The sequence below is a fragment of the Chryseobacterium sp. GQ58 genome (assembly GCF_059758895.1).
On record NZ_JCAXEH010000004.1, the window covers coordinates 187,871 to 203,928 of the forward strand.

Consider the following 16,058-nt stretch of genomic DNA (forward strand, 5'->3'; position numbering starts at 1 on the left):
TTAGAATTTTAAAGAATACGTTCTTCTTCTTTTATGGTTGACAGGATTGTAGTCTTGCCAAAGTACCTGCACGCTTTTGTTTTCTTCAAGCTCGGGATTGGTTTCTGCATATTCGATTCCCATGCTGGTGAACCGCTCATAAATTTCTTTAAAAATAATTGCCGTCACACCGCGTCTTTGGTATTCGGGATGTATTCCGATCAGATAAAAATTGGCGCGGTCATTTTTCTTTTCTGCCTGCAAAAAATGCCACCAGCCAAAAGGTAAAAGTTTCCCTTTTGCTTTTTGCAAAGCTTTTGAATAAGAAGGCATTGTAATGGCAAAAGAAATCAGCTGGTTGTTTTCGTCTACAACGCAGATTACATAGTTTTTTGCAATTAAAGGGAAGAATTTTTCACGGTATGTTTTGATCTGTTCTTCAGAAATCGGAGTGTAGGTTGAAAGGTGTTTATAAGTTTCGTCCAACAATTTAAACATCGGATTTATGAATGGTAAAATCTCTTTTTTATTTTTAAATTTTAAAACTTTGAGATTGTATTTTTCGGCAATCAGTTTGCTGAATTTTTCCACTTTTGGAGGTAAAATTTTAGGAAAATTCATTTCAAACTCCACCCATTCTTTAGCTTTTACAAGACCGAGACTTTCAATGTGTTGAGGATAATATTCATGATTGTAGATGCCAATCATTGTGGCAATTTTATCAAATCCGAAAGTCAGCATTCCCGCTTTATCAAGATTCGTAAAGCCCATCGGACCTTCAATATTATCTATTTTGTGATCTTTAGCAAAATTAATAACAGTATCAATTAAAGCTTTTGAAACTTTTTTGTCATCAATAAAATCGATCCAGCCAAAACGCACTTTTTTTATGCCGAGTTCTTTTTCTTCCTTATGATTGATAATTGCGGCAATTCTTCCTGCAATTTTATTGTTTTTGAATGCAAGAAACTGTTTTGCTTCAGAATAATTCAGCGCAGGATTTTCTTTAGGATCCCAAACCTTAATTTCATCATTAATAAAAGAAGGTACAAAATATGGGCTGTTTTTGTATAATTCCATCGGAAATTTTACAAATTGTTTTAATTCGCTAGGCGTTTTTACTTCGAGAACCGAAACTTCAGACATAGTGTTTTTAGGTTAATTCAGCACAAATATAATTAATAAATGTCAATACTTTGGCACAATTTTTACATCTGTTAATAGAATTATTTACATATTAAATTTCAAAAAAAATGACAGGTTATTATCTTATTATAGGAATCTCGATGCTAGTAAGCTGGCTGGTTTCCTCAAGATTGAAATCTAAATTTGAGTATTACTCCAACGTACATCTTAGAAATGGACTTTCAGGAAAAGAAGTGGCAGAAAAAATGTTGAAAGACAACGGAATCCATGATGTACAGGTGATATCAGTTCCCGGACAATTAACAGACCATTATAATCCTGCAGACAAAACAGTAAACCTTTCCGAAGGTGTTTATATGCAGAGAAATGCTGCAGCAGCAGCAGTTGCAGCTCACGAATGTGGGCACGCGGTACAGCATGCGGTAGGATATTCTATGTTACAACTGAGATCAAAGCTGGTTCCTGTTGTACAAATCAGCTCAAACTTAATGCAGTTTGTTATCATTGCAGGGATCGGAATTATGATAGCAACACGATCCATCGATAATCCAAATGGAAATACATTGGTATTGATGATTGGTGTTATTATGTTTGCTGCGACCACACTATTTGCTTTTATAACACTTCCTGTAGAATACGATGCGAGTAATAGAGCAATGAAATGGTTAAAAGATACCGGAACCGTAACTGAAGAAGAATTTGTAGGTGTAAAAGACAGCCTGACTTGGGCGGCAAGAACTTATCTTGTAGCGGCAATCGGATCTCTGGCGCAACTTTTATACTGGGTTTCTATTCTGATGAGTAGCCGAAGATAAATTTAGTCTTTAAATTCGAAAGAAATATATTGCATCTCAGATAGTTTTTCAGAGATGTTTTCTTTTTGGGCAGTTTTTAATGTAGCGGTAAGAATACAGTTTTCATCGGCATCAAAATTCAGTACTTTTGCATCAAATTTTGAAAGTAAGGTAAAGACCGTATTTTGTTGATTAAAATTAAAATGAATCTCTATTTCAGTTTCCAGTTCTTTAATGATAATTTCGGATTCCTCCAAAGTGATTTTTGCTGATTCTTTATAAGCTTTTACCAAACCTGAAACACCGAGTTTTGTCCCGCCATAATAACGAACGACAATAACTAAAACATTGGTGATTTCATTAGCCAAAAGCTGATTGTAAATTGGTAAGCCTGCACTTCCGGAAGGTTCTCCGTCATCATTTGTTCTGTAATTTTCACCATTTAAGCCAATTCTGAATGCGTAACAATGATGAGTTGCTTTTGGATGTTCTGCTTTTACTTTTTCTAAAGCAATTTTAAGTTCAGTTTCATTATTTACCGGATAAGCAAATCCGATGAATTTACTTCCTTTTTCTTTTAAAAGAATATTTTCAACGGGTTGATTTATGGTTTTATATTCGTGCATTTTACAAGCCTCTACATTGTGTTTTTATGAAATTCAATAATATTGTCTCTGAAATTTTTCGTTTCAAAAGGAATGTGTTCAAATTTCGGAGCTTTTGTCCCGTTTCCGATCGTTAATTCTTTATTTTTTATGACAAGAGTTTCATCCCACAAACCGGCATTGATAAACTGTTGCAGCACCAAACTACCGCCTTCCACAATCACAGATTGAATCTGCAATTCATATAGTTTTTTAAGGAGCTTTTCAATGAAATCTTCACGTTCGGTTTTTATAAATCTTATATTTCCTTCTTCAGAATTTTTAACAGAATTAAAAATCCAGGTTTCAGCTTCATGATTATAAATATTGTAATCTTTTGGTACTTTCAAATCAATATCAATTAAAATTCTGATAGGATTTCTTCCTGTAATTTCTCTTGTTGTCAAACTCGGATTATCGCGAAGAGCCGTCATTGTACCGATCAGAATTGCATGCTCGTTATTTCTTAATTCGTGTACATATTGTTTTGTGAGAGAATTGCTGATTTGTTGCGGCTTAAAATCTTTATCCATAAATCCGTCATTGGATTGTGCCCATTTCAGGATTATATAAGGCCTTTTCTTTTCGTGATAAGTAAAAAATCTTTTATTCAATTCAATACATTCTTTCTCTAAAACGCCAGAAAGAACTTCAATTCCGGCATCCTGAATGATCTTTTTTCCTTTTCCGTTCACTTTATCATGAGAATCCATTGCTCCGATCACGACTCTTTTAAATCCTAATTCTTTGATCTTTAAAGCGCAAGGTGGGGTTTTTCCGTAATGAGCGCAAGGTTCGAGCGAAACATAAATTGTAGATTCCGGAATCAGACTTTTATCCGCAACTGAATTAATAGCATTGATTTCAGCATGATTTTCTCCGGCTTTATGATGATAACCTTCACCGATTATTTTTCCGTTATAAACAATCACGCTTCCGACCAAAGGATTCGGGTAGGTATTTCCGACTGCTTTTTGAGCCAGCTCGATACATCTTCTTATGTAAAATTCGTCCTGCATATGATGAAAAAAGCGAAGACAAATTTCTTTGCTTCGCCTTTGTTTAATTGTATTATATTTTTTAGTCTCCCGAAATAATATTGTGAAGATTCTGTTTCAAAGTCTCCAAATGAGCCTTTTTGTCATCAATCGTATTATAAGTATCCCTTAATAAAGGATTTTCTCTTGATGGCTTATTGAAGAACGACAAATTATTCTCCAGTTTTACAATTTCGGATTCAAGATCTGAAATCTGATTCTTAATTTTTCTTGCCTTATCTGTCAATTGATTTTCAGAAAGTCCTTCTTCTTTCAGCTCAAGTTCATTGATTTTATTAAGCTTTAGTTTTTCTCTTAAAGTTTTGTTGAATTCAGAATTGATGGCGATTTTATCTCTTGGTACTTTCCCGATATTATTCCACGAAGTTTTGATGTTTTCAATCTTCTCGATGCTTCCTTCTTCGTCGGTAATCGTTTTCAGCTCTTCAAGAATCTCTTTTTTAAGCTTATAATTTTCTTTCCAGTTATCGGTAGAAGCATTGCTTTTTTCTCTGTAATTATTAAAGAAAGTATTGCACGCTTCACGGAATTCATCCCAGATTTTATTAGTCATGCTTTTTGGAACGTGGCCGATCTTTTTCCAGTCTTCCTGAAGTTTTTTGAATAATGCCACCGCAATATCCCAATCTTCGGAAAGCATATTGTCTTTAGCCGTCTGGATTAATTTTAATTTTTCCTCCAGATTTTCCTGCTGCGAACCTTTTAATGATTTATAATAATTGTTTTTTGTTGTATTAAAAGCTCTTAATGTCGTTTTAAAATCATTCCAGTTGTTGTTGGATAATTTTCTTGGCACGCTTCCTATTTTTAAAAATTCGGAACGTAGCTCTTCAACTCTTTTAATAGCATTTTGCCAATATCCGTGGTTTGGAGTTTCCTTCGGTTCAGACATTTTTTTGATCTCGGCAATGATCTCGTTTTTCTTTTCAAGATTGGCGTTTTGCTCAGATTCTATTGCTGCCGAAAGCTCAGATTTTCTTTCGTGAATTTTATTGGAAATCTCTTTAAATTCTTCCCACGTTTTTTCACGGAATTCTTCAGATACAGGTTCGGCTTCTTCTTTCCAAAGTTTATGAAGATATTGTAATTCGTTTAATGCTTTTTGTACGACAGGCTCATTTTCCAGTTCTTTGGCGCGGGCAATGATGTGCTGTCTTTTTTCAAGATTGTGGCTGTATTCCTGCTCCAGAAATTCCTTATTTAGATCCAGCATCTGATAAAACTGATTCAGATGATGAAAATAATTATTATTAAGAATTTTAAATTCAGATTTGGCCACTTGACCGGCTTTTGACCATTCTTCTTTGATCTCACGGATCGATTTGAAAAGATTGGTTCCCGGTTCAGAATTGGTATAAAGATTTTTCAGCCTTTCGATAAGGTCCTGGCGATGCTCAAGATTTTTCTTTTGCTCAACTTCCTGTCCTTTTTGGTAATCATCATGTTTTTCTCTGAAAATATGGATCAGAGCAGAAAGTCTCGATTGCAAAGGATGCTCATAACTGAAGTTTTCAGGAGCGTTTCCGGCTTCTGTATATTCGTGTTTCTTTTCTTCTATTTCATCATGAATGGCGTGATTTGCTTTCTCTTTTAATGCATTGAATTTTTTATAATTTTCCCCTGCATTATTAGAATTAATGATCTTTTCCATTTCTTTGAGCGTATCAGCAAGAGAAAGATCAACTTCTTCCACATGATTTTCTTCGGAATGTTCAGTTTCTTCTTCGGGTGTATTTTCTTCGTTTGAAGGTTTATTTTCTGATGTTTCCTGTTGAGTTTCCTCGGGAGAAATCTTATTTTCTTCGTTTTCAGAAAGATTGTTTTCTGTAGTCATAGCAAATCTTTTATGTGAGTGGCGTTAATATCTTTTAAATATAGCAAAAAAGCCAAATAAGGCACTAATTTATGCTATTTTTTTTTATTATTCCAAATTTCCCAGGCTTTTTCTGCCTGCTGTTCAAGCATGTAATATCCATTCACTGTTTTTGCTCCTTTTTCTGATGAATTAATGATGAATTTGCTGTAATTCGGATTGTAAATAAGATCAATCACCAAATGCTCTTTTGAAAGGCCATCAAAAGGAAAATTCAGGCATTCTTCGGTATTTGGGAATGTACCGACGGGTGTGCACTGAATAATGATTTTGTGTTTTTTTACAGTTTCGATGTCTAAATTTTCAAAATTGATTTCAGAGTTTCTTGAAACAGTTTTTGATGAAATTCCGTTTTTATCCAATACATATTTCACTGCTTTTGCAGCGCCTCCATTTCCCAAAATCAAAGCAGAATCCTGATGCGGTTTTTTATGGATTAATAAAGTTTTTTCAAAACCGAAAGCATCGGTATTATAACCTATTTTTTTACCGTTTTCAATTAAAACGCAATTCACGGCTCCTATTTTTTTTGCTTCATCGCTTAATTCGTCCAGATAATCGATGATTTTTTCTTTATAAGGAATAGTCACATTGAATCCTAAAATCCCGGAATCTGAAAACAGGTTTTCAATCTCATTGATTTCTTTCAGATCAAAAATATCGTACGAGAAATTATTCAGCATCAGCTTTTGAAATTTATCTTCAAAGTATTTTTTAGAAAAAGAATAAGAAATATTTCTGCCGACAAGGCCAAGTTTTTTATTGGAATCCATACATCAAAAATAAAAAAAAGACCGAAAAAACGGTCTTTAAATTTAAAATATTTTATTTGATTAATCTACAATGAATTTTGTAGAATTGTTATCGGTTTTAAGAATGTAAGTTCCTTTTTTAATTCCGTAAATATTGATTTTATCAGCTTTTCTGAAAGGACTTTCGATGGTCTGAATAAGCTTTCCTGAAAGATCATAAATTTCAGCTTTAAGGATTTTGTTCAGATTTTCACCTTTCACAAAAAGTTCGTGGTTTTTTACCGGATTTGGATAAACGCTGAATGATTTTTCTTTTGTTGATTCTACGGCTCTTAATGTGCTGTAGCATGTCCAGCTAAGATCATCAATAGCCACTCTGTTTCCACTGATAGGATTGATAAGTTTTACGCTTACATTTCCTGGAACATTGATATTAATTGTGGTGGTTGTTACTGTTGAACTGTACGGAATTGCTCCTACAACTACGCCGTTTACTTCAACATTAAGATTATTTGAAGATCCCGAATACTTCAATTGAGTGGTAACCGTCAAGCTTTGAATGCCTCCAGAAACAGTTGTGCTCGTAAGATTTCCGTTTCTGATTGTTATTGCTTTTCCGTTGATTGTCTCATCTGTTCTTGCATCTGTGGCCGTCCAGGTAATATTATTGTTTGTCCAGGTTCTGGTTCCATAAGTGTTTCCTGTTGATGGAATTTTAGAAAAATCTTCAGTTCCGCAGCTTCCACCAACAGGTCCTGAAAGTGTAGTTCCGGTAGCGGTATTACTCTGCTGCGAAGAATTGCCTGCTGCATCATTAGCAATAATACGGAAAGAATACGTCGTTGCTGGAGTTAAATTCTGAATTGTTGCAGTAGTTCCGGTAACTGTAGAATGCAATGTTCCGTTTACATAAATTGAATAGCTTGTTACTCCAACATTATCAGTCGATGCAGTCCAGCTTAATGAGATCGAGCTTGAAGTTGGGTTGTTGGCAACAAGATTCGTTGGAGTTGTCGGAGCCTGCGTATCGGTTGACTGAGTTCCCCAAACCAAATTTACAAATGAAGGATTATCAATGTACGGATTTCTGTTTCCCTGAAAAGTGTACGAAGCATTGTTTCTGGAAACCTCAACCGGCGATACCGGATCTGCTGCATGCCATGCCAAAAGCTGGTTTAGTTGCCAAACCTGTAATCCGGGATAAGCAGAATTTCCAAGCATATTTCCTGAACCAAAACCTGATAATTGAGTTTCATATCTTGTTACAAAATAAAATACCATTCGGGCAACGTCACCTTTGAATTCATCAATCGGCTCAAATACCGTCCCTGAATATCCCGACGATACAGAATTTCCTCTTTTAGAGCCATTTTCAGATGTATAATCTGCTGTTCCTACTTTTCCGAAAGGAAAATTAGATCTTATTCCATTTACTTTTCCATCGGTTGCTCTTATGAAATGAACATCAGATTTCATCGGAAAAGCTTCATTAAATAAACTTTGCGGCACGATGTGCTCTCTGTTATAGCAATCGCCTTCGTTGGAATAAGTTCCGCATTGGTCTGTAGCTACTGTATAGTTGTAAGGATCTGCTGCTGAAGGTCTTTCGGAATAGATATCCAGAATAGTTCCATCATTTTCATAGAAATAATCTCTGTCTGTTGTTTGGTAGGCAATCCATAAACCGCCATAACCCAAATCCTGATGACCGTTTGTAATTATTGTTTTTAACTGGCTTTTTAGCTGCGCACCTGTAAGGCCGGCTGTTCCATTATAATAATTAGCCGGAGCTTGTGCAAAAGCATTAATGAATAAAATGCTTAGTAAAAAAGAAAAGAATTTTTGTTTCATTTTTGTAATATTTGAAACCAAAAATACAAAAAAAGTAAACCGTACGATGTTAATTTTTAGTAATATAATCTTTACTAATTTTTGAAAAGAACCAGGAAATTGAAATGCCAAATACAGAAGCAGTCGCGGCTACGATAAAATAATTTTTAGCAACAATCTTTACAGGGAATGGCAAATCTTCAACCGCTTTGAAGAATTCTGTATAAAGCTGAAACAGGCATAAAATACTTCCTAGAATCAAACCTGAAATAATTCCCAAGACAACAATTAAAATGCCTGTATAAAAGTAAGTTTTTCTAAGATGACTCAACGGAAAGCCTAATGAAATCAATGATTTTGCTTGTTGTTTTTTGTCAAGCTGCAAAATAATAATTGCACCAGCCAAATTAAAAGTAGTAATAAAAATCACCAAAGCAAAAATAAGATAAATAAAAAGCTTTTCGGTATTGATCATTTTCCAGAAAGCTGCATTTTCTTCCTGTTTTGTTTTTATTTCAACGCCTTTACCAAGCGACGAAAGTAAATTTTGTTTTACCTGATCTGTTTTTTCGGGATTTTTAAGCTTAATTACAATTTGATAAGCAGAATTTTTTGGCAAATCCAGTAATTGTTCGGACATCTCGATCGGCGCAATGATATAATTGTTGAGCTGATCATTTCCCTGAAAAACTCCTGTTACAAGAATTTCTTTTTTATTGTAGATATCTTCCTCTTTGTTGATGATTCCGGTCCCGGATTTCGGCATAAAAACGGTAGCAAAATCAGTCGATGTATCCACCGGAATTGATAATCTGTTATCCAACGAATACTCCATTATTACTTCATTCGAATATTGGAAGCTTGGATATTTACCGTAAAAAATAGCTTTGTTGATAGGATTTACCTTAATATAAGCCGAATCTACACCTCTTAAATAAGCAATATCACCTTTTCCAGCATAGTTCAGATACACTTTTTCTTCGATAAGCCTGGAAAAATTTGAAACTTCTTTATTGTTTTTTAAAACAGTATTGATTTTATTTAAATCTTTAATGGTTTTCCCGGAAGTGCTTTTAATCGTCAAATCAGCATGAAGATTCGAAATGAGGTTTTGATTAAAAACTTCCAAACCTGAAAAAACAGAAATAATGACAAACATTGCAGCCACAGCAACACTCATCGCTCCAACCGCAAGCCACGTTATAAACGTAACGGCCGTGCTTCCTTTTTTGGATAAAAGGTAACGTGATGCTATATAAAATGCAATATTCTTCAAGATTTTCTACAAAACAGGATTGTCGCCTTCGCCTCTTAATTCTTTTTCAAGTCTTTCTACATCATCCAAAGCAGTATCCAGGTAGAAATTCAGCTGCGGAATTATCCGAACCTGCTTGCCCATCTTCTGACCCAGAAAATTTCTGTATTGGGCTTTGTTTTCCTCGATTTCTTTCATGATTGAAGGTCGAAATTCTTGTGGGAAAATGCTTAAATAAATTTTGGCAATCCCCAAATCCGGTGTCACTTTCACGTCCGAAACAGAAACTAAAAAACTTTGTTTGCTTTCTGCCGATTGTTTGCGGAAAAGCTCTGCGAAATCTTCCTGTATTATTTGTGCTACTTTTCTTTGTCTGTTACTTTCCATAAGTTCTGCAAATTTACTATTTTTGTTTGAATTGATACTTCGAAAAATTGGTCGTTGTATCAAAATTACAATTTAATTATTTTAATATATTTATGAAATTAGAACATATTGGTATTGCCGTAAAATCTTTGGGACTTTCTGATGAGCTTTTTGAAAAACTTTTAGGCAAAGAATCATATAAAAAAGAAACTGTAGAAAGGGAAGGTGTGATAACTTCTTTTTATGAAACCGGGGAAAGTAAAATAGAGCTTTTAGAAGCAAGTAACCCTGAAAGTCCGATTTCGAAATTTATTGATAAAAAAGGGGAAGGCATTCATCATCTGGCTTTTGGCGTTGATAATATTAAGAATGAAATAGAAAGATTAAAAAATAATGGTTTTCAGTTTATCTCCGAAGAGCCTAAAGAAGGCGCTGATAATAAATTGGTTATTTTTCTTCATCCTAAATCTACAAACGGAGTATTGGTGGAACTTTGCCAAGAAAAACCATAAAAAATTTTGTAGTGAAAGAAATTTTACTATTTTTGCAATCACAAAATTTAACCAAATTTTGAGGTCCTATAGCTCAGTTGGTTAGAGCACCTGACTCATAATCAGGTGGTCCCTGGTTCGAGCCCAGGTGGGACCACTTTTAATTAACACTTACAGAAATGTAAGTGTTTTTTTATTGTAAAGTAAATGTGCAGAAATATTTATCATTAATGTAATTCATTTACAAAGGTTACAAAATCTAATTTCCAAATTATACTTATAGAAAATTAAAAAATAAACCGCAGAATTGATGAAGATAATTTTGGCAAATAAATTGTTACATGTTTGAGGAAGCTATGATTATTTCAATTTATCTATAACCATTTTAAATTATTATTATGAAAAATTCAATTTTAGCTATTCTAGCGGTTTTTGCTATGGTGGCATGCAAAAAAAATGAAACTACAGATGTAAACAATTCTGTTGACAGTCCGGAAGTGATGACTGCTCCGGCTGATTCAGGTATGACGATGAATGATTCTACCGCGATGTCGAACACCAATAATGCGGCAAATTCCTTAAGCGACCAGGACAAAAAATTTGCTGATGCCGCCGCAAGGGGTGGAATGATGGAAGTAATGATGGGGCAACTTGCTGCGAGTAATGCGACCAATGCAACTGTAAAGGCGTTGGGAGAAATGATGGTCAAAGATCACGGTAAAGCCAACGACGAACTCAAAACCTGGGCATCTACAATTGGCTACACTTTACCAACCAGTTTAGATGCTGAAAAACAGAAAAAATATGATGATTTGAAGGCGAAAAAGGGAGCCGAATTCGATCGTATGTATACTGATCTTATGGTTAGTGATCACAAGAAAGATATTGAGGAATTCAAGAAAGAAGCTTCAGGTGGTTCAGAAACTTCATTGAAATCTTTTGCAAGTAAAACTCTTCCAACTTTAGAACATCATTTAATGGAATCTGAAAAAGCGAAAAAGGCAGTAAAATAAAGTGCTTAAAAAATAAATACGTTACGAAAGAGTTCAACAAAGAAAGACCTGGATTTAATCTGGGTCTTTCTTATAGCAATTTTTAATAATTAAATTTCTCACTAATAGTTTTTAAGAAATTTTAGAAACTTCAATGAAATATCCAACTTTTTTGGTATTTTTGGTAAAAAGGATAAATATGATGGTAAGCAAAAAATGGTTAATTGGAATTATTTGCGCAATCGATTGCATTTCATGTGTTGATGTTGTAAAGGCACAAAATTTAATACAGATTAAAAATACTCAGAACTTTTCCAGATCTGAAGTTGTTTCAATTCCTGCTAAAAGTTTAAAAACTTTTTTAAGTCACAATAAAGAAGCCGATCTCAGAATTAAAGACCCGCAAAATAAATATTTAACCATACAATGGATTGATTATAATGGAGATGGTAAAAATGATGAATTATTATTTCAGGTAAATATTGATGCTAAAAAAACAAATACTTACACAATCCTTGCCGACGCAGAAACTCAGGTTCCTGAAAGCAAACTTACAACATTTTCCAGATTGGTTCCCGAGCGTGCCGATGATTACACCTGGGAAAATGATAAAATTGCATTCAGGGTTTATGGTCCGAAAGGGCAACGGGAAGCTTTAGCCAAAGTAAAAGGAAGCACACTTTCTAGCGGAGTTGATATTTGGTTTAAAAGAACAGATCAACCGATAATCAACAAATGGTATCAGGGATATCTTTCAGATCCTATGTTTTATCATAAAGATACAAGAGGTGAAGGTTACGATCCGTATCATGTCGGAGACAGCCGCGGAACGGGAGGCATCGGAGTTTGGAAAAATGACAGTTTGATGGTTTCTCAAAATTTTGCGGCTTCCAAAACCATTGCTGAAGGTCCTTTGAGAACTGTTTTTGAATTAACTTATAATCCGTGGAGTGAATTTGGAATTCGTGAGACAAAAAGGATTTCTTTAGATTTAGGATCTAATTTTTCTAAATTTGAATCTACTTTTGAATCAGAAAAACAGGTTCCCAATTACGCTATAGGAATTACTTTACACAAAAATGAAGGTGAAGTAAAACTCAACAATAAAAACGGATGGTATCTTCATTGGGAAAAGATTGATGATGCGTTTGTAGGCGAAGGAATCGTTGTAGAACCAAAAATTGTAGAAAAAGCTTGGGCAAGAAAATCAAATGTTCCCGACCAAAGTAATTTGTTGGTTGTCGTAAAACCTCAAAAAAAACTGACTTATTATGCAGGATTTGCATGGCAGAAAAGCGGACAAATACAAACTCGTGAAGATTGGGAAAAACTGCTGCAGAAGCAATCACAAATTATTGCGAATCCTTTAATTATTAAATTCAAATAAAATAAATGATCAATTTAAAAATATATTCATCATTGTTTTGTTTGGCGACAATATCTTTTTCGGCTCAGGTGAAAGATACATTAGCGGAAAAAATGATGATTTACCAGCTTCCAAACGGTGGTTGGGGAAAACACACAAGTGACAAAAAAAATGTTGATTATACTTTAAAAATAGACACCAAGCTTTTAAAAATAATTAAAGAAACCAATAATGATTTTGCAACGATTGATAATAATGCAACTTCAAGAGAAATTAATGGTTTATTAAAAGCTTTTCAAAACACAAAAAATCCGGAATATTTAAGATCCGCAGAGAAAGGAATTCAGTATTTGCTTACAATGCAATATGAAAATGGCGGTTTTCCTCAATATTATCCGAATACGTCGATTTACAGAAAACAGATCACTTATAATGATAATGCGATGATTAATGCATTAACCGTTTTGTACAACACTGCAGAAGAAAAAGAGGCTTTTGCAGCTGTTGATTCCAAATTAAAAGAAAAATCTAAAATTGCTTTGCAAAAAGGGATTCAATGTATTCTGAAAACTCAGATAATGCAAAATGAAAACCTTTCAATCTGGGCGGATCAATATGACGAAATCACGCTTCAACCCGAAAAAGCAAGAGCTTTTGAGCCAGTTTCTTTAGCAACAGCAGAATCGGCAACGATTGTGAAATTTCTTATGATGCAGACTCTGAATCCGGACATTGAAAAGTCAATACGTTCCGCTGTAAAATGGTTTAAAGAAAATGATATTGAAGGATATAGCTACAGCATGACAAAAGAAAACGGAAAGGCAGAAAGAAATTTGATTGCCGACAAAAATTCAGTTGTTTGGGCAAGGTTTTATGATATTAATAACAACAAACCTATTTTCGGAGATCGTGACGGAAGTGTAAAATATAATTATAATGAAGTTTCCGAAGAGCGCCGAAATGGTTACAGCTGGTACGGAGAATGGCCTGCAAAACTGATCAGCAACGAATATCCGAAATGGCTGAAAAGAAATAAGATTTCTGAATAAAACTTAAAATCCTGATGCGAAAACATCAGGATTTTATTTTGCTAAAAAGTAGTTTTTGTAAAGTTAAATTATTTATTAATTAACGTTTTAAGCCAGTCTGAACATAGCTTTTTCCAATTGTCGGTCAATTCGGTTTTATTGGTAATTCCGATTCTGTGCTCACCTTCAGGGAAAATAAATAATGCTCCTTTCACCTTATTTTTTGTCATTGCCTGATAATAAAGAATACTGTTCATCGCAGGAACTGTTTTATCATTTTGAGCATGAAGTAAAATTGTTGGCGGTGTTTTTTCGGTCACACGATTCTGCATAGAATATTCGCTTATTTTTTGTGGCGATGCGTTATCACCAAGCAAACTGTTGCGGCTTCCAACATGTGCAAATTCACCCAAATCGATAACAGGAGAAACTAAAATCGCAAAATCCGGAACGGTAGGAATATTTTCCCAATCTCCTTTTAATTCCGTAAAATCTGTTGCAATATTGCTGACGGACGCAGCCAGATGTCCGCCTGCGGAAGTTCCGATTACTCCAACCTGATCCGGCGAAATGCCATATTCTAAAGCATTCTTTCTGATGTATTTTATAGCCGCCTGAATATCCTGCAACGGAGCAATTTCTCTTTGCTTAAGATCGGGCGAAGTCGGAAGTCTGTAATTTAAAACGAAAGCAGAAATCCCTAAAGTATTGAACCATTTTGCTATTTGAAAACCATTCAGATCATAAGTAAGCTTGTAATATCCGCCACCTGGAATGATGATGACAGCCATCTTTTTTCTGTCTTCTTTCGGAGGCAAAAAAGCAAAAAGCTCGGTTTCTTTTATTTGTACAATTCTGCCATCTTTTTCTTCGGTTTTGAGTTTCAATCCTTTGGAATTGGGCATTTGTCCTTTTGGCCAAACATTAATTTTTTCCTGTGCTGATAATTGACCAAAAATCAAAATTATTAAGACGAAAATCGATTTTTTCATTTATTTTAAAATTTAGTTTATGTTGGCTAATCGCAAAGGCGCAAAGTTTCTAAATTATCTATGTTTTAAGGCGCAAGAAAATTAAAGATTTTCAGTTATTCAGTGTAAAATTTTATCGGAGATAAAATCCTTGCGCCTTAATTTAAATGTTGCATATTAAAAACTTGCGTCTTTGCGTTTTTAACTATTTAAGAATTAAGAAATCCTCTCTAAACGGAGTAAAAGCATCAATCAATTGGCCTTCTTCCAGACATTTTACACCGTGAAAAATATTAGGCTGTGCAAAAAATCCATCACCCTTCTCCAAAACTTTTGTTTCACCGTCAACAGTCACTTCAAATTTTCCTGAAGCAACGTAAGTGATTTGAGAATGAAAATGCTGATGTAAAGCACCGATCGCATCTTTCTCAAATTTTACAATAACCATCATTACCTGAGAATTGTATCCCACAAATTGTCTGGAAACACCGCCGCCCAAGTTTTCCCATTCTGAATTGCCGTCGAAAAACGACTCTTTTTTGAAATTCATTTTTATGATTTTTGTGTTTGTTATTCTGAATAAACGAAGTGTAGTGAAGAATCTTTTTAATTATTTAGAATCATCTTTATTTGTTGAGATTCTTCCTTCGTCAGAATGACAAACTAATTGTTTATTTCTTTCTCGTTGATTTTAAATTTTTTTTATCTGTGAAACAAGCGAGAGAATTATTTAATATACTTTTCTAAACCAATTTTTAAATCTTTCAAAGAGCTTAAAGCCAGTTTTGCAACAGTTTCAGCTCCCAATCTCGACAAATGCGTATCATCCGATTTTCCTTTTGGGAAATATGCATTTTCGCCTTCTTTGAAATGCAGGTGAAGCAGTTTTGATTTTTCCGGGCCGTTGGAAATTTCCATTTGTTCGGTCAATAATTGCATGTCTACAAAAGCAACTTTCATATCATTAGCAACCATTCTCACAACCAATGGATAATCTGTATGAGTATCAATTAAAACTCCGTTTTCGTTAAAATTTCTTCTAACAATTGAAGTCATCAAAATCGGAGTTGCACCTTTTGCTCTGGTTTCCTTCACGTATCTTTCCAGGTTGGCTCTGTATTGTGTATGAGGATTGGTAAACTTTGTGGAATCTTTCACTTTCTGATCATTATGACCAAACTGAATGATTACAAAATCACCTTTTTTAAGCTGTTTCTCAACTTTGTCCCATCTTCCTTCTGTCCTGAAACTTTTTGAGCTTCTTCCGTTCATTGCGTGATTCTGAACTTCGATTCCGCTGGTTAAAAATTGTGGTAAAACTTGTCCCCAACCGTGTTCCGGATTTTTGTCAGGATTGTCTTTGTTTGACATTGTAGAATCGCCGATCAAGAATAGGGTTGGTTTTTTCTGAGCTAAAACAATGGTTGAAATTACAACGCTCAGCACTAAAAGTATTTTTTTCATTTTTAAATTAATATTTACTAGATGCTTCGACTCCGCTCAGCATGACATC

The 16,058-nt window shown here is 34.4% G+C and carries 16 protein-coding genes and 1 tRNA gene; 6 read left to right on the forward strand and 11 right to left on the reverse strand.

The features are described 5' to 3' along the window. A complete protein-coding gene (locus AC6CHK_RS12325) occupies nucleotides 1–1,125 on the reverse strand; it encodes a GNAT family N-acetyltransferase (protein ID WP_498096551.1) in 1,125 nt (374 codons plus the stop codon). 107 nt (nucleotides 1,126–1,232) lie between these two features. On the opposite strand from AC6CHK_RS12325, the gene AC6CHK_RS12330 reads away from it, so the two are divergent. Continuing rightward, on the forward strand, nucleotides 1,233–1,940 hold the full coding sequence (locus AC6CHK_RS12330) for a zinc metallopeptidase (protein ID WP_498096553.1): 708 nt from the start codon (nucleotides 1,233–1,235) through the stop codon (nucleotides 1,938–1,940). 2 nt (nucleotides 1,941–1,942) lie between these two features. On the opposite strand, the gene AC6CHK_RS12335 is transcribed toward AC6CHK_RS12330, so the two are convergent. The 7 genes from AC6CHK_RS12335 to rbfA all read right to left on the reverse strand — a co-directional run bounded on the left by AC6CHK_RS12335 (nucleotide 1,943) and on the right by rbfA (nucleotide 9,718). Next, nucleotides 1,943–2,545 (reverse strand): IMPACT family protein, encoded by a 603-nt coding sequence (locus tag AC6CHK_RS12335; protein ID WP_498096555.1) that lies wholly within the window; start codon nucleotides 2,543–2,545, stop codon nucleotides 1,943–1,945. 11 nt (nucleotides 2,546–2,556) lie between these two features. Then, nucleotides 2,557–3,582 (reverse strand): bifunctional diaminohydroxyphosphoribosylaminopyrimidine deaminase/5-amino-6-(5-phosphoribosylamino)uracil reductase RibD, encoded by a 1,026-nt coding sequence (gene ribD, locus AC6CHK_RS12340; RefSeq protein WP_498096557.1) that lies wholly within the window; start codon nucleotides 3,580–3,582, stop codon nucleotides 2,557–2,559. Nucleotides 3,583–3,643: 61 nt separating this feature from the next. Beyond that, on the reverse strand, nucleotides 3,644–5,455 hold the full coding sequence (locus AC6CHK_RS12345; protein WP_498096559.1) for a DUF349 domain-containing protein: 1,812 nt from the start codon (nucleotides 5,453–5,455) through the stop codon (nucleotides 3,644–3,646). Nucleotides 5,456–5,529: 74 nt separating this feature from the next. Beyond that, complete coding sequence (locus AC6CHK_RS12350) at nucleotides 5,530–6,267, reverse strand: shikimate dehydrogenase family protein (protein ID WP_498096561.1); 738 nt, start codon at nucleotides 6,265–6,267, stop codon at nucleotides 5,530–5,532. A gap of 60 nt (nucleotides 6,268–6,327) precedes the next feature. Continuing rightward, the gene (locus AC6CHK_RS12355; RefSeq protein WP_498096563.1) at nucleotides 6,328–8,097 is read right to left on the reverse strand and encodes an endonuclease; all 1,770 of its coding nucleotides are present in this window, start codon (nucleotides 8,095–8,097) and stop codon (nucleotides 6,328–6,330) included. A 49-nt stretch (nucleotides 8,098–8,146) separates the two neighbouring features. Beyond that, a complete protein-coding gene (locus AC6CHK_RS12360) occupies nucleotides 8,147–9,352 on the reverse strand; it encodes an ABC transporter permease (protein ID WP_498096565.1) in 1,206 nt (401 codons plus the stop codon). A 6-nt stretch (nucleotides 9,353–9,358) separates the two neighbouring features. Continuing rightward, nucleotides 9,359–9,718: a 30S ribosome-binding factor RbfA gene (rbfA, locus tag AC6CHK_RS12365; protein WP_498096567.1), complete on the reverse strand. Its 360-nt coding sequence runs from the start codon at nucleotides 9,716–9,718 to the stop codon at nucleotides 9,359–9,361. Between the two features lie 92 nt (nucleotides 9,719–9,810). Between rbfA and mce the strand changes: the two genes are divergently transcribed. The 5 genes from mce to pelA all read left to right on the forward strand — a co-directional run bounded on the left by mce (nucleotide 9,811) and on the right by pelA (nucleotide 13,595). Next, a complete protein-coding gene (mce, locus tag AC6CHK_RS12370) occupies nucleotides 9,811–10,209 on the forward strand; it encodes a methylmalonyl-CoA epimerase (RefSeq protein ID WP_498096569.1) in 399 nt (132 codons plus the stop codon). Between the two features lie 62 nt (nucleotides 10,210–10,271). Then, nucleotides 10,272–10,345 (forward strand) — tRNA-Ile (locus AC6CHK_RS12375). A gap of 241 nt (nucleotides 10,346–10,586) precedes the next feature. Continuing rightward, a complete protein-coding gene (locus AC6CHK_RS12380) occupies nucleotides 10,587–11,201 on the forward strand; it encodes a DUF4142 domain-containing protein (RefSeq protein WP_498096571.1) in 615 nt (204 codons plus the stop codon). Between the two features lie 178 nt (nucleotides 11,202–11,379). Then, entirely contained in the window at nucleotides 11,380–12,567 is a 1,188-nt protein-coding gene (locus tag AC6CHK_RS12385; RefSeq protein WP_498096573.1) for a BT3233 family polysaccharide utilization protein, read from the forward strand. A gap of 5 nt (nucleotides 12,568–12,572) precedes the next feature. Then, on the forward strand, nucleotides 12,573–13,595 hold the full coding sequence (pelA, locus tag AC6CHK_RS12390) for a pectate lyase (RefSeq protein ID WP_498096575.1): 1,023 nt from the start codon (nucleotides 12,573–12,575) through the stop codon (nucleotides 13,593–13,595). A gap of 68 nt (nucleotides 13,596–13,663) precedes the next feature. Here pelA and AC6CHK_RS12395 read toward each other — a convergent pair whose 3' ends face one another. The 3 genes from AC6CHK_RS12395 to AC6CHK_RS12405 all read right to left on the reverse strand — a co-directional run bounded on the left by AC6CHK_RS12395 (nucleotide 13,664) and on the right by AC6CHK_RS12405 (nucleotide 16,009). Next, nucleotides 13,664–14,566, reverse strand: coding sequence for an alpha/beta hydrolase (locus tag AC6CHK_RS12395; RefSeq protein ID WP_498096577.1), 903 nt, complete (start codon nucleotides 14,564–14,566; stop codon nucleotides 13,664–13,666). 184 nt (nucleotides 14,567–14,750) lie between these two features. Further along, nucleotides 14,751–15,095 (reverse strand): cupin domain-containing protein, encoded by a 345-nt coding sequence (locus AC6CHK_RS12400; RefSeq protein WP_498096579.1) that lies wholly within the window; start codon nucleotides 15,093–15,095, stop codon nucleotides 14,751–14,753. A gap of 176 nt (nucleotides 15,096–15,271) precedes the next feature. Next, the gene (locus AC6CHK_RS12405) at nucleotides 15,272–16,009 is read right to left on the reverse strand and encodes a rhamnogalacturonan acetylesterase (protein WP_498096581.1); all 738 of its coding nucleotides are present in this window, start codon (nucleotides 16,007–16,009) and stop codon (nucleotides 15,272–15,274) included. Nucleotides 16,010–16,058: the final 49 nt, after the last annotated feature.